Genomic DNA, 13,652 nt, shown 5'->3' with positions numbered 1-13,652 from the left:
GCCGGGATCGGGATCAGGTTGATCCCGATCCGGCAATAAAAAACCCCCATCTTTCGATGGGGGTTTTTCTTTGGGTCTTCGTGGCAGCGGCTTACTTGGTGGCCGCGCCCTTGCTCAGCGTGCCGAAGTCTTCGGCGATGCTGATGAAGGTGTTCAGCAGGATCTGCAGGTTTTCCTTGCCGATGCCGCCTTCCGCGTTCATGTCCATCTGCAGCACAGCCTGGTTCTTGTCGTCCAGGTAGGCACGGGTCCAGCGGTATTCCTGGTTCCACGTGTTGATGGCTTTCAGGGACATCGGCTTCTTGGTCTTGTACGTGGCCGTCACGACCAGGTCCAGGCACTTCTCGGTGAAGTCGTTGCACAGGAATTCCAGGCGCAGGTCGCTGGCGCCTGTGGTGCCGGTATCCAGCACCAGCACGGGGCCTTCGTCACCGTCGCTCTTCTTCACCGTGTAGCCCATGTCGTCCAGCATGCTGCTGACCGTATCCAGGCTGAAGTCCTGCATCAGGCCGGCCACCGGCGTGTCGGACGCGGCCGGTTCTTCCTGGCTCATGCCGGGCATCTGCTCTTCTTCGTCTTCGTCGTCCATGGAACCCATGCCGGCTGCGCCCAGCAGGCCGGAGAAGAGTTCGTCGGCCGGGATCTTCTTGCCGTTCAGGTCGCCCATGCCTTCAGCGAAGGTGAACTTGCCGACGATGTTGTCGCCTTCGTTCTTGCCCACGTTGAACATCTCGGCCATGCCGGACATCTGGCGCACGTTCTGTTCGGCTTCCTCAGCAGCCTTGTCGGCAGCCATGCCGTCCTTCTTGACGGCGTATTGCGTCATCAGGTCCTGGACCATCGGCTTGGAGATGATCAGCGTGGCGTCGATGCGCTTGATGGCCTGGACGGCAATTTCCTGCGGCGTCAGGTTCTTGACGTCGGGCGGGTTGGCCAGGTCCAGCGTGAAGGTCAGCTTGCTTTCGCCCTTGCCGGTCTTCCAGCTGAGCGGATCGATGCTGAACGACGGGTTGCCGGCCAGCAGCTTGCCGGCGTTATCCAGCAGCACCTGGACCTGTTCGTCCTTCAGGCCTTCGTCTTCGGTGTTCGCCATGTACTGGCGCATCAACTGGTTGTAGGTGTCCGACAGCTGCTTGACGGCCTGGCCGTCCAGCTTGGCCAGCTTGATCACGGCTTGGCCGTTGCCCAGCGCCACGTCGTTCACGGTGATGTCGCCAGTCTGGTAGGCGGCCTGCACGTTGATCGACTTGTCGTCTTCCGACAGCTTCACGCCGTAGCCGAAGTTGTCCAGCGACACCTTCAAGTCGTCGCCGGGGCGGGTGGCGTCGATGCGCTTGATCTTCAGGTCGGAGTCGCCCATAGACAGGCCGAACTTGCCCACGCGGCTGTTGGCGTCGATGGTCAGGCCGGCGATGGCGACCTTGACGGGGTCGTTGCTCTTCATACCGTCGACGGACAGCATGTCCATCACGCCATGCGCGGTCAAGCCTTGCAGGGCGCGGTCGAACTCTCCCGTCACGGTCATGCCGCTGAAGTCAACGGCGTTGCCTTCGTGCGTGATCTTGACCGGGGCGATCTTGGACGTGGAGCTGGTGGTGCCGCTGTAGCTGATGGTGGCGTCGCTGATCAGGGGCGATACACCCTTGGTCAGTTCGAACACTTCCTTGATGTTGTCCGTCTTGGCCATTTCGGCATGGACGTACGCCAGCTTGGGCGCAATGGCGCCGCGCGCGAGTGCGCTCTTGGGGAAGGGGCCGTGTTCCACGACCGCGTCGAATTCGATCATGCCGGCGGGCATGGCTTCCGGGCTCTTGTCGTTCTTGACGAGCGACAGGCCATAGCGCGCCTGGGTCGAGAACAGGCCGCGTTCGTACTTCAGCTGGTCGATGCGCAGGCCGAACAGCGGCGTCAGCTTGGCCAGCTTTTCGTTCGCTTCGGCCAGATGGCGCTGCGAGCTTTCCTCGATGCGTTTGCCGGTGTACCACGTGGCGCCTACCCAGCTTCCCGCTCCCACTATGACCACACCGAGGGTGATCGCTACGCTCTTTTTCATCGTTCTGCTTTTTTCGTTGATTATCGAGTCATATCCGGCAGGCGAGGCGCTTGTGGCCATCGCGCTCTGGCGGCCAGGGGCTGCTGCCGGCATACACGTATTCATCGGCCTGTAAGGGCCCGGCGGCGAGTATACCGAGGCGCACCGTCATGTAACCGTGCGCGCAGTTACTGAAGATTTCAAAATGAAAGGGCCGGAGCTCGGGCTCCGGCCGTTTTGTCGACAACTATTGGGCGAGAGGGTTTACAGCGGGTCCAACGGATAAATCGGTCGCCGCACGTGCTTGAAATCCAGCTGGCTGTAATCAGACGTAGTCACGCCGACGCCAGTGCATTCGATCACTTCCGTCGCCATGTCCGAGAAGCCCGCGCGCCAGTGCACGCGGCTCTTGAGCACAACATAGCGCTTTTGCAGCGGGTCGATGCCGGCCGACAGCAGGCAATTGATGTCGAAGGGCTCCTGGTGGCGCGACACCACCACGATCTCGACGCGGCCCGTGTCGATGACGACGGTCAGCCCGGTGTCGTTGCGCACGCCACGGTACATGGGGCCGCGGTTCAGGTAGACGCCATCGAACACCAGTTTCACCCGGCCGGTCACCTCCAGCGGTTCGCTGGCTTCCTTGATGGCGGGCATGGGCAGTTTGCCGCCCAGTTTCAGCGTGATGGTGTTGCCCACGCCGGCAGCCGCGGCCTGTTGCGCGGCCTCTGGGTCGCAGATGGCGTAGAAGACGACGTTGTCCAGTTCCTGGCGCAGCACCTCGGCCAGCACCGCGGTGGTGTCCATGGTGCCGCCGGAGCCGGTGTTGTCGAAGTGGTCCAGCAAGACGACGGGGCCCTGTTCAATCGATTTTGCGCGCGCGATGGTGGGCGAGAGCGGTTCGGGGTGGAACACCCAGTCCGCGCGGCCGGCCCAGGCGCGTTCCAGCAGTTCGTCGCGGTACTGCCGCGCTTCGTCGGGCTTGCCGTCTGTACAGACGACGGCGCTCAGGCCGGCTTCGCGGATGTCGGCATGCGGGAACCCCACGAAGACGGACGCCGCCAGCACGCCGTTGGCCTCCAGCTCCTTGCAGCGTTCCTGCAGGGGTTTGTTGGGCGCGGCATGGGTGCCCTGGCACATGATGTGCGGCAGCATCGGCTTGTTCGCCCAGCTCATGACGGGGTTGATCTCGCCCTTGAGCGTGCGCACGATCACGTTGGCGGCGCGGACGCCGGCCTCGCGGATGTCCACGTGCGGATAGGTGTGGAAGCCGCTGATGACGGTGGCGTTGTCGACGATGTCGTCATAGATGTTGGCATGCATGTCCAGCGTGACGGCCACCGGCGTCTTGGGATCGATCTCGCGCAGGCGGCGCAGCAGGTCGCCTTCGGCGTCTTCCACGCCCTCGGCGACCATGGCGCCGTGCAAGTCCAGCAGGATCGCGTCGAAACCGCCCAGCTTGACCTGGTCCAGGACCAGCGTGCACAGCCGTTCATGCGTTTCGGCGCTGGCGGGGCCGCTGGGCCAGGACTCGGCCGCCACGGGCACGACGATTTCGGCGCCTTCGCGGCGGGCCACCTCGATATAGCCGCCTAATCCGCTGTCGGTGTTCTCGTAGGCCTTGATGGCGCGCTCGCCCTCCAGGATCTCGGGGTTGCCGCGGAAAAAGCGTTCAAGCGGGGTCGGCACGGGCGAATACGTATTCGTCTCGTGCTTGATCATTGCCAAAAGCCAACGCATGGGAATTCCTGTGGGTTGCTGTGGAAAGTCAGTTTGCTTGGGGCGGCTGGGGCCACGGATGCTGGGCGGGGCGCATCTGCTCCCAGGCGCGCGCCACGCGCAGCACGCCCAGGTCGTCGAATCGCGCGCCGGCGATCTGCAGCCCGATGGGCAGGCCGGCCCGCGTGTAGCCGCAATTGACCGACGCGGCGGGCTGTTCGCTCATGTTGAAGGGCAACGTGAAGCCGATGTGGTGCATGGTAGTGGCGACTTCATTGGTGGGCGACGGCCATTCGGCGTTGTAGGCCACCACGGGCGCGACGGGCGACAGCACGTAGTCGAACGGGGCGCAGGCCGCGACGGTCTTGGCGCGCACGTTCAACGTTTCGTAGTAGCTGCGGAACACGGCTTCGCCGGATTGGCCGCCGCCGCTTTCCGCCCAGGCCCGAATGAACGGGAGGATCTTCGCGCGGCGCGCCTCGGGCAGCGCGGCCAGGTCGATCGCCGAGCGCGTGCGCCAGAAGCGGTCCACGCCGTCCAGCATGTCGGGCGTCATCCACGGCAGCATGGGGGTGACGATGGCGCCGGCGGCCTCGAAGGCGTGCGCGGCGGCTTGCACCGCGTCGCGCACTTCGGGGTCTAATGGCAGGCCGCAGCCGGCGTCCATCAAGAGGCCGATGCGCAAGCCGCGCACGTCTTGCGCCAGGTTCAGCCAGTCGAAGTCCTGGAACGGCAGGCTCATGTGATCGCGCGCGTCAGGTTGCGACAGCACGCCCATCATCAGCGCGGTATCCGTAATGGTGCGGGTCATGGGGCCCGCGCAGCGGCCCATGAACGGCGGATCGATCGGGATGCGGCCCAGGCTGGGCTTGAGCGTGGCGATGCCGCACCAGGCGGCCGGCAGGCGGACCGAGCCGCCGATGTCGGTGCCGATGTGCAGCGGGCCATAGCCGGCGGCGGCAGCGGCGCCGGCCCCCGCGCTGGAGCCGCCGGGGTTCTTGGACAGGTCCCAGGGGTTGCGCGTCAATTCATGAAAGCTGGACAGACCCGAGGACAGCATGCCGTAGTCGGGCATGGTGGTCTTGCCCAGCAGCACCGCGCCAGCTTCGCGCATGCGGGCAGCCGGGGGCGCGTCGGCGGTGGCCGGGGTCAGGTCGGTCGCCGCCGTGCCCAGCGGAATGGGCGTACCGCGTGTGGCGATGTTTTCTTTGATGGTGGCGGGCACACCATCCAGCGTGTAGCCGCCTGCGGACTGCGGTTCGCCTTTCATCCAGCGGGCTTCGGACGCCCGGGCCATCGCCAGCGCGCCTTCCGGGTCCAGCGCGTAGGTAGCCTTCAGGTGCGGTTCCCAGCGTTCGATATGCTCCAGCACGGAGCGCGTGGCTTCAACGGGCGACAGCGTCTTGTTGCGGTAGGCGTGCAGCAGTTCCTGGGCAGACAATTCATGCGGTTGTGGCATCTCGGTTCCAGTGTGCGGAGGAGGGCAGTCAGGGCATCAGGGCGCAGGCGCGTGCGCCAGGGTGGCCGCGACGGGCCGGAAATTGCGGAAGTCCCAGTCGCGTCCGGGCGCCGCGTCGATCAGGGCGCGGGTGTATTCGTGGCGCGGCTCGGTCAGCACGGTTTCGGCGGAGCCGGTCTCGACCACCTTGCCGCGCTGCATGACCATGATGGTGTCGCAGATCTGCGCGGCCACGCGCAGGTCGTGCGTGATGAACAGCACGCCGACGCCGGTGCGCTGGCGTACTTGCTCCAGCAGTTCCAGCACCTGCGCCTGCACCGATACGTCCAGCGCCGATACGGCTTCGTCGGCCACCAGGATCTCCGGGTCCATGACAAGCGCGCGTGCGATGCAGATGCGCTGGCGCTGGCCGCCTGAGAACTGGTGCGGATAGCGCTGCATCGCGTCCGGGCTCAGGCCCACGACGGTCAGCGTTTCGCCCGCGCGCTTGAGCGCCTGTTCGCGCGGCATGCCGAAGTTGAGCAGGCCTTCGATGATGGATTCGCCTACCGTGCGGCGCGGGTTGAGCGAGCGGTAGGGGTCCTGGAACACGATCTGGATGCGGCGGCGCACGGGGCGCAGCGCCGACCCCGACAGCGTGCTCAGGTCTTCGCCACCCATCATCATGTGGCCGGCGGTGGGTTCGATCAGGCGCACGATGCAGCGCGCCACCGTGGACTTGCCCGAGCCGGATTCCCCGACGATGCCCAGGATCTCGCCTTTGCGCAGCGTCAGGTTCACGTCGGTGGCGGCGATGACGTTCTGCGCCGCCTTGCGGGAAAACAGGGAATGCTTGCCGGCGTAGGTGCGGCCCAGTCCCTTGACGTGCAGGACCAGTTGGCCGTCGGGTGCGTCGCGGCGCGTCGGCACCAGGCTGGGCACGGACGACACCAGGCGCCGGGTATAGGACTGCTTGGGTTCAGCCAGGATCTCGTTGCGGGTGCCGCTTTCGATCAGGTCCCCGCGGTTCATCACCACGATGCGGTCCGCGATCTCGGCGACCACGCCGAAGTCGTGCGTGATGAACAGCACGGCGGTCTGGTGCTTGACCTGCAGTTCCTTGATCAGCGCCAGGATCTGCTTTTGCGTCGTCACGTCCAGGGCGGTCGTGGGTTCGTCGGCGATCAGCAGCTTGGGTTCCAGGATCAGCGCCATTGCGATCACGATGCGTTGGCGCTGGCCGCCGGACAACTGGTGCGGATAGGCGTCGAAGATGCGTTCGACGTCGGGCAGGTGTACCGAGCGGAACATGTCCAGCACCTTGGCGCGGCGTTCGGCCGCGCTCATGTTCTTGCGGTGCAGGCGCAGCACTTCATCGACTTGCTTGCCCACCGTATGCACGGGGTTCAGCGCGGTCATGGGTTCCTGGAACACCATCGCCATGCGGGTGGCGCGCATTTCGCGCAGCCGGCGTTGCGAGGCCGTGGCCACGTCTTCGCCTTCGACGCGGATGGATCCGGCGCTGATGGACAGGATGCCCGGCGGCAGCAGGCCCATCACGGCCAGCGACGTGACGGACTTGCCCGAACCGGACTCGCCGACCACGCACACGGTTTCGCCGGCATGTACGTCCAGGCTCAGGTTGCGCACGACGCGGTTGCCCGCGCCGCCGACTTCCACCGACAGGTTGCGGATGGCCAGGATGGCGGACGAGGTATCGCCCGCAGGGGGAGTGGGGGAATAAGTCATCGGCATCAGATCCTGCGCACCATTTTGGGGTCCAGCGCATCGCGCAGGGCGTCGCCCAGGATGTTCACGCTGAGCACCGTCAGCGACAGGAACAGTCCGGGAAAGAGAATCAGGCCGGGCAGCATGCGGAAGTACATGCGGCCTTCGGACATGATGTTGCCCCAGGAGGCGATTTCAGGCGGAATGCCCGCGCCCAGGAAGCTCAGGATGGCTTCGGTCAGCATGGCGGACGCGAACACGTAGGTGCCCTGCACGGTCAGCGGCGCGATGGTGCTGGGCACCATGTGGCGCCACAGCAGCAGCGGCAGCGGCGTGCCCAGCGCCAGCGCGGCTTCGACATAGGGTTCGCCGCGCACCGTCAGGATCTGGCCGCGCACCAGCCGCACCACCCGCGGGATCTCGGGAATGGTGATGGCGACCAGCACGGTCGTGATGCTGGCGCCGGTGACCGAGACCAGGGCAATCGCCAGCAGGATGCCGGGGATCGCCATGATGGCGTCCATCGTGCGCATGATGAACCCGTCCAGCGTTCGGAACCAGCCGGCGATCACACCGATGACAAGCCCGATGGCGACGCTGACGACGGCGGCGCCCAGGCCCGCGATCAGCGAGATGCGGGCGCCGTAGGCCACGCGCGACCAGACGTCGCGGCCGAAGGCGTCGGTGCCAAGCAGATAGTCGGTGAAGGGCTGCTTGAGGCGGGCGCCCGGGTTGATGAAGGTGGGGTCCACCGTGCCCAGGAGCGGGGCGAACAGCGCGATGGCGACGATGGTGACCAGCACCACCAGCGCCAGCATGACCGGCCAGCTCTTTAAGCCTTGGCGGATTTGCCGCCAGGCGGTGACTTGAGGGTTGCCGCCTCCGGGAAGGTCGGCGGCCGCTTGCACGGCGGCGTCGGTTGGCGTTTGCATGGGGCGGCCTCAGTATCGGATACGCGGGTCGAACACCGTGTAGGCGCAATCGACAACCAGATTGATGAACACGTAGACGAACGCGAAGAACAGCGTCAGCCCCTGGATGACGGGATAGTCGCGTGCCAGCACGGCTTCCACCACCAGCCGGCCCAGGCCGGGGATGTTGAATACCGATTCGGTCACCACCACGCCGCTGATCAGAAGCGCGATGCCCAGGCCCACCACCGTGGCGATGGGCACGGCGGCGTTACGCAACGCGTGGCCCAGCAGCACGCCGGTTTCACCCAGGCCCTTGGAACGGGCCGTGCGGATGAAGTCTTCGCCCATGACCTCGATGACGCTGGTGCGCGTGATGCGCGCGATCAGCGCCACGTAGACCGTGGACAGGGCAAGCGACGGCAGGATGAGCCGGTGCAGATAGAGCCAGAAGCCCTTTTCCAGCGGCACGTAGCCCTGCACGTTGAACCAGCCCAGCTTGATGGCGAACAACCAGATCAGCAGGTAGCCCGTGACGAACACCGGCACCGAGAAGCCCAGCACCGAAAAGCCCATCACGGCGCGGTCCAGCAGCTTTCCCTGCCGCCACGCCGCCAGGATGCCCAGCGGAATGGCGACGACGAGGGTGAACAGCAAGGTCAGCACCGCCAGGCTCAGCGAGGGTTCGAGGCGTTGCGCGATCAGTTTGGTGACCGGCACGCCGGACATGAGCGAAGTGCCCAGATCGCCTTGCAGGAGCTTGCCGCCCCAGATGAAGAACTGCTTGATGACCGGTTGGTCCAGGCCCATCGTCTGTTGTATCTGAGCGATACGTTCAGGCGTGGCGCCGTCGCCTGCCATGATGATGGCCGGATCTCCCGGGCTGAAACGCAATATCGCGAAGACCACCACCGCGACCATCACCAGAACGGGGATGGTCGCGAGGAGCCGGCGTGAGACGAATGCCAGCATGTATTTCCCCCTGAACTACTTGCCCTTTAAGGGGCTTTTTTAACGTTCCAGAACGCGAAGACCGGTGCATGCACCAGGCCGGAGAGCTTGGTCGAGTAGACGGTCGGCACGGACATCTGGCCCAGCGGCACGTACAGGCCTTCGTCGATGCCGATGCGCTGCAGTTCGTCGGCGATCTTCTTCTGCTCGGCAGGGTCGGACGTCAGGGCGAACTTGGTGCGCAGTTCTTCCACCTGCGGGAAGTCGGGCCAGCCGAACCACGCGTTGTCGCCGTTGGCGGCGGCGGGCGCGGAGCGGACCGGGTCCATCACGTCGGTGGCATACCAGTTGGTGTTGTGGATGTTCCAGCCGCCCTCAGCTGGCGCGGCCTTGGACGCACGGCGGGTGGCCACGCTTTGCCAGTCCATCGCGGCCAGGTTGACGTTGAAGCCGGCCTTGCGCAGCGCCTGGGCCATCACCACCGGCTGGGCGGACAGCGTGCCCACGTCGGTTGCGTGCATGACGAGGATGGGCGTGTTGTCGTAGCCCGCTTCCTTCAGCAGCGCCTTGGCCTTTTCGATGTTCGACGGGACGACCACGTCCTTGCCGATATCGGATTCCATCGGCGTGCCGCAACCCCACAGCGAGGCGCACGTCTTCCAGTATTTCGGATTGCCGACCAGCGCCTTCATCACGTCTTCCTGGCCGATGGCGTACATCGCGGCCTGGCGGATCTTCTTGTTGTTGAAAGGCGGGTACTTGAAATTGAAGCGGTACATCGTGAAGTAGCCGACCGGGCTGAGCGACTCTTCCTTCAGGTCCTTGTTGCCTTCGATCATCGGCAGCAGGTCGTAAGGGAATTGCTCGACGAAATCGATCTCGCCGCCCAACAGCGCGTTGGCGGTGGTCAGGGCGTCGGGCATGACGTCCCATTCGACCTTGTCCACGTTCACGACCTTGCCGCCCGCCAGGCCGCTTGCGGGCTCTTTGCGCGGCACGTAGTCGGCGTACTTGGCGTAGACGGTCTTCACACCCGGCTTGAATTCGATGACCTTGAACGGGCCCGAACCGGTCATGTCGGTGATCGGCTGGCCGATGGCCTGTTCGGCGATGCGCTTGGGCATCATGAACGGCGCGGTGCCGGTGGGCTTGGACAGGGCGCGCAGCGCCAGGTCCGTGGGTTCCTTCATGACGATGCGAAAGCTGTTGTCGTCGATGACTTCGATCTTGTCGGTGAACTTCAGCAGGGTGCGGCCCATGCCGTCGCCCGCCGCCCAGCGCTTGATCGACGCCACGCAGTCTTCGGAGGTCACGGGCTTGCCGTCATGCCATTTCTGGCCCGCGCGCAACGTCATCGTGTAGGTCTTGCCGTCGGGCGAGACCTCCCACTTTTCCAGCATCTGGGGCTGGATCTTGTTGTCGGCGTCGGTGGCCAGCAAGGTGTCGTAGATCATGTAGCCGTGCCACGTCGTGATGTACGCGGTGGTGGCGTGCGGATCGGTCAGCCGCAGAGGCGAGTGCATGACGGACTTGATGACGGTTTCGGCGTAAGCGCCGTGAGCCATCATCAGCGTTGCACCGGCCAGCGCGGCCGCTCGGACAAACTTGAGCATGGAGATTCCCCTTGAAGCGTAGTGAGCGGCACTGTCGGCCGCTACGTCGTTAACGCGCCGCGCGATGGCGGCGTGCGAGGGTCAGGCTGTCGCGGGCCGGCCCGAAAACACCGGTCCGCAAGGCGCCATTCTGATGCCGGGACGCAACCGTGTCCATGGTTGTTTTGCCGCATCCATCAGCATGGAGCCGGGGGCGGCGCACACCAGGATCGTCTGCGCGATGGACGTGAAATCCGCACGGAAGTGCGCCGAACTCTTCACCACCAGAATCGCGGCGCGCGAGGGTTCGACTCCCGCGAACCGGAACATCTCCTGGTCCGCCATCTGCACCTTGTTTGAGGCGACGATGATGCGCACCCCGCCCACACGCAGGCAGGCGCTGGGGCCCAGGTCCATGTGAAATCCGCGGTAGAACGCGCCGTGCGTATCGAAGCGCCCGTCTGAAGTTTTCTCGACAATGAATTCGCTGTCCAGCGGTTCGTCGTCGGGAATACCCGAGTGTCCACCCAGTGCAATCCGGACTTTGTTGCCGACGCCTGCGCGGTGCGCGGCCAGCGCGGCGGCGGGGTCCACGATCAGACCGATGGAAGCATCGCGCGCATCGTGCCGGATCAGCGCGCGCAGCACGCCGGTGGTGTCGGAACTGCCGCCCGCGCCGGGGTTGTCCTGCGCGTCGGCGATGACGACGGGCTTGCGGGCGTCTTGCGCCAGCCGCATGGCTTCCTGCACGGCTTCGTCGGGGGTGTAGAGCCTGCCGCCGAAGTCGCGTTCGGCGTTCAGCACGGCGCGCGCCATTTCCGCGGCTGCCGCGTCGGCGTCGGCCTGCGTGGTGCCGTAGGCCCATACCGTCGGCGCGCATTCGGGGAAGTCCGCGGCGGGAAAGCCCGTGGCGAACGACAGGCTCGTCGCGCTGCGCGATTCGATCTCGCCCACCAGTTCGTACAGGCTGCGCGAGGGTTCGATATCGGTGGACTGCCAGCACAGCGAAATCAGGTAGGGCAGGGTGCGCAGCGATGCATAGGGCCGCGGCACGCCGGCCAGCCGCAATGACAGCAACGCGGCTGCGCGCTGCCCGGTCTCGGCCATGTCGATGTGGGGATAGGTGCGGTAGCAGACCAGCGCGTCGGCGTGGCGCACCATGGCGCGGGTCACGTTGGCGTGCAGGTCCAGGCTGGCGACGACAGGCACATGGGGCCCCACCAGATCCCGCACGCGCTTGAGCAATTCGCCTTCGCCGTCGTCCAAGTGTTCGGTGACCATGGCGCCGTGCAGGTCCAGGTATACGCCATCCAGCGGCATCGCCACCGACAAGCCTTGAAGGATCATCGCGCTGATGCGTTCGAACGCGTCCCGGGTGACCGGCCCCGAGGGGCTGGCGGCGGCCCAGGTGGTGGGCACCAGCGTGTGCTGCCCCATGGCTTCGATGAAGCCCGCCACAGGAATGTTCGCGCCGGCGACGGCGGCGAACATCGCGGGCCCGCTGACAAGGCGTGGCCAGCCTCCGCCCTTCTCGGCAAAGTCTTCCCACGTGGCGCGCGAGGGCGCGAACGTATTGGTCTCGTGCTGAAAACCGCCAATCCCGATGCGCATCTGGCATCCCCTTGTCGTCTTGATGTTCGGAAGGCGCGGGAACGACGCCACGCCTAAGTCAGTATTCCCATGGCGCCCCCTTGAGGGGGGGCGCCTCAGGGGGGAGCGCGCCGCGCTTCGGGGGTGGGTTCACTTCGCCACGGGCATGGTGAATTCCGCGCCCTTGGCGATGCTGTCCGGCCAGCGCTGCATCACGCTCTTGTAGCGGGAATAGAAGCGGATGCCTTCTTCGCCGTAAGCGTGATGGTCGCCGAACAGCGAACGCTTCCATCCGCCGAACGAATGCCACGCCATGGGCACGGGGATCGGCACGTTGATGCCGACCATGCCCACCTTGATCTGGCGCGCGAAGGCGCGGGCCACGCCGCCGTCGGACGTGAAGCACGCCACGCCGTTGCCGAATTCATGGGCGTTGATCAGTTCGACCGCGCTGGCGAAGTCGGGCACGCGCACGATGCACAGCACGGGGCCGAAGATCTCTTCGCGGTAGATGTTCATGGCGGGCTTGACGTTGTCGAACAGCGTGCCGCCCAGGAAGAAGCCGCGCTCGTTGCCGGCCACGGTCAGGCCGCGTCCGTCCACGACCATGTCGGCACCAGACGCGATGCCGTCTTCGATGTAGCCGATGACCTTGTTGCGATGCTGCGCGGTGACCAGCGGGCCCATTTCTGCATCCGCCTGCATGCCGTCCTTGACGATCAGCGCCTTCACGCGCGGGATCAGGCGTTCGACGACCTTGTCGGCCACGTCGCCGACCACGACGGCTACCGAGATCGCCATGCAGCGTTCGCCGGCCGAGCCATAGGCCGCGCCCATCAGCGCGTCGGTGACCTGGTCCAGGTCGGCGTCGGGCATGACCACCAGGTGGTTCTTGGCGCCGCCCAGAGCCTGCACGCGCTTGCCGCGCTTGGTGCCTTCGGAATAGATGTATTCGGCGATCGGCGTCGACCCGACGAAGGACAGCGCTTCGACGTCGGGATGTGCGATCAGCGCGTCCACGGCCTGCTTGTCGCCATGCACGACGTTGAAGACGCCACCGGGCAGGCCGGCTTCGGTCAGCAATTCAGCCAGGCGCAGCGAGGCCGACGGATCGCGTTCCGACGGCTTGAGCACGAAAGTGTTGCCGCAGGCGATGGCCACCGGGAACATCCAGCACGGCACCATCATGGGGAAGTTGAACGGCGTGACGCCTGCCACCACGCCCAGGGGCTGGCGCATGCTCCAGTTGTCGATGCCGCCGCCGATCTGGTCGGAATACTGGCCCTTGAGCAGTTGCGGGATGCCGCAGGCGAATTCGACGATTTCGATGCCGCGCATGACTTCGCCCTTGGCGTCGGAGAAGACCTTGCCATGTTCGCGGGTGATCAGTTCGGCCAGTTCGTCCTGGTGCTTGTCCAGCAGCGCCTTGAAGTTGAACAGGATGCGGGCGCGCTTGAGCGCCGGCGTTTCGGACCAGGCGGGGAAGGCGGCCTTGGCGGCGGCCACGGCCGTCGCGACGTCTTCAGTGGAGGCCAGCGGAACCGACGAGCAGATTTCGCCGGTGGCGGGATTGAAGCCGTCGGCGTAGCGGCTGCTGCGGCCGTCGTAGTGCTGGCCGTTGATGAAATGGGAGATCTTCTTCATGGTGTGGGACCGGAAATCGGGATTCGTAAAAACGTCCGAGGGCGGCC

The 13,652-nt window shown here is 65.5% G+C and carries 9 protein-coding genes; all 9 read right to left on the bottom strand.

What is annotated here, in order from left to right; all coding sequences use genetic code 11:
• Positions 1 to 91: 91 nt before the first annotated feature.
• A complete protein-coding gene (locus tag AC27VE_RS12800; protein WP_488704039.1) occupies positions 92 to 2,053 on the bottom strand; it encodes a DUF945 family protein in 1,962 nt (653 codons plus the stop codon).
• A 243-nt stretch (positions 2,054 to 2,296) separates the two neighbouring features.
• Positions 2,297 to 3,772, bottom strand: coding sequence for a M81 family metallopeptidase (locus tag AC27VE_RS12795; RefSeq protein WP_488704038.1), 1,476 nt, complete (start codon positions 3,770 to 3,772; stop codon positions 2,297 to 2,299).
• A 28-nt stretch (positions 3,773 to 3,800) separates the two neighbouring features.
• The gene (locus tag AC27VE_RS12790; protein WP_488704037.1) at positions 3,801 to 5,210 is read right to left on the bottom strand and encodes an amidase; all 1,410 of its coding nucleotides are present in this window, start codon (positions 5,208 to 5,210) and stop codon (positions 3,801 to 3,803) included.
• A gap of 36 nt (positions 5,211 to 5,246) precedes the next feature.
• Positions 5,247 to 6,938: an ABC transporter ATP-binding protein gene (locus tag AC27VE_RS12785; protein WP_052017913.1), complete on the bottom strand. Its 1,692-nt coding sequence runs from the start codon at positions 6,936 to 6,938 to the stop codon at positions 5,247 to 5,249.
• A 5-nt stretch (positions 6,939 to 6,943) separates the two neighbouring features.
• Positions 6,944 to 7,849 carry an ABC transporter permease gene (locus AC27VE_RS12780; RefSeq protein ID WP_006226202.1) on the bottom strand — a complete coding sequence of 302 codons (906 nt, stop codon included), beginning with the start codon at positions 7,847 to 7,849 and terminating at the stop codon, positions 6,944 to 6,946.
• Positions 7,850 to 7,858: 9 nt separating this feature from the next.
• Entirely contained in the window at positions 7,859 to 8,800 is a 942-nt protein-coding gene (locus tag AC27VE_RS12775) for an ABC transporter permease (RefSeq protein WP_006226203.1), read from the bottom strand.
• Positions 8,801 to 8,826: 26 nt separating this feature from the next.
• Positions 8,827 to 10,392, bottom strand: coding sequence for an ABC transporter substrate-binding protein (locus AC27VE_RS12770; RefSeq protein ID WP_006226204.1), 1,566 nt, complete (start codon positions 10,390 to 10,392; stop codon positions 8,827 to 8,829).
• An 81-nt stretch (positions 10,393 to 10,473) separates the two neighbouring features.
• Positions 10,474 to 11,982: a M81 family metallopeptidase gene (locus AC27VE_RS12765; RefSeq protein WP_488704036.1), complete on the bottom strand. Its 1,509-nt coding sequence runs from the start codon at positions 11,980 to 11,982 to the stop codon at positions 10,474 to 10,476.
• A gap of 129 nt (positions 11,983 to 12,111) precedes the next feature.
• Positions 12,112 to 13,605: a CoA-acylating methylmalonate-semialdehyde dehydrogenase gene (locus tag AC27VE_RS12760; protein ID WP_006226206.1), complete on the bottom strand. Its 1,494-nt coding sequence runs from the start codon at positions 13,603 to 13,605 to the stop codon at positions 12,112 to 12,114.
• Positions 13,606 to 13,652 lie beyond the last annotated feature (47 nt).

The sequence above is a fragment of the Achromobacter sp. 18P8.1.1 genome, from assembly GCF_057799415.1.
Note: the sequence above shows the minus strand (reverse complement) of the source record. Positions and strands in the feature narration are given on the sequence as shown.

Bases quoted from the DNA above. Each gene is read 5' to 3' on its own strand.
- AC27VE_RS12800 (WP_488704039.1), bottom strand. From the start codon at position 2,053: ATGAAAAAGAGCGTAGCGATCACCCTCGGTGTGGTCATAGTGGGAGCG.
- AC27VE_RS12795 (WP_488704038.1), bottom strand. From the start codon at position 3,772: ATGCGTTGGCTTTTGGCAATGATCAAGCACGAGACGAATACGTATTCG.
- AC27VE_RS12790 (WP_488704037.1), bottom strand. From the start codon at position 5,210: ATGCCACAACCGCATGAATTGTCTGCCCAGGAACTGCTGCACGCCTAC.
- AC27VE_RS12785 (WP_052017913.1), bottom strand. From the start codon at position 6,938: ATGACTTATTCCCCCACTCCCCCTGCGGGCGATACCTCGTCCGCCATC.
- AC27VE_RS12780 (WP_006226202.1), bottom strand. From the start codon at position 7,849: ATGCAAACGCCAACCGACGCCGCCGTGCAAGCGGCCGCCGACCTTCCC.
- AC27VE_RS12775 (WP_006226203.1), bottom strand. From the start codon at position 8,800: ATGCTGGCATTCGTCTCACGCCGGCTCCTCGCGACCATCCCCGTTCTG.
- AC27VE_RS12770 (WP_006226204.1), bottom strand. From the start codon at position 10,392: ATGCTCAAGTTTGTCCGAGCGGCCGCGCTGGCCGGTGCAACGCTGATG.
- AC27VE_RS12765 (WP_488704036.1), bottom strand. From the start codon at position 11,982: ATGCGCATCGGGATTGGCGGTTTTCAGCACGAGACCAATACGTTCGCG.
- AC27VE_RS12760 (WP_006226206.1), bottom strand. From the start codon at position 13,605: ATGAAGAAGATCTCCCATTTCATCAACGGCCAGCACTACGACGGCCGC.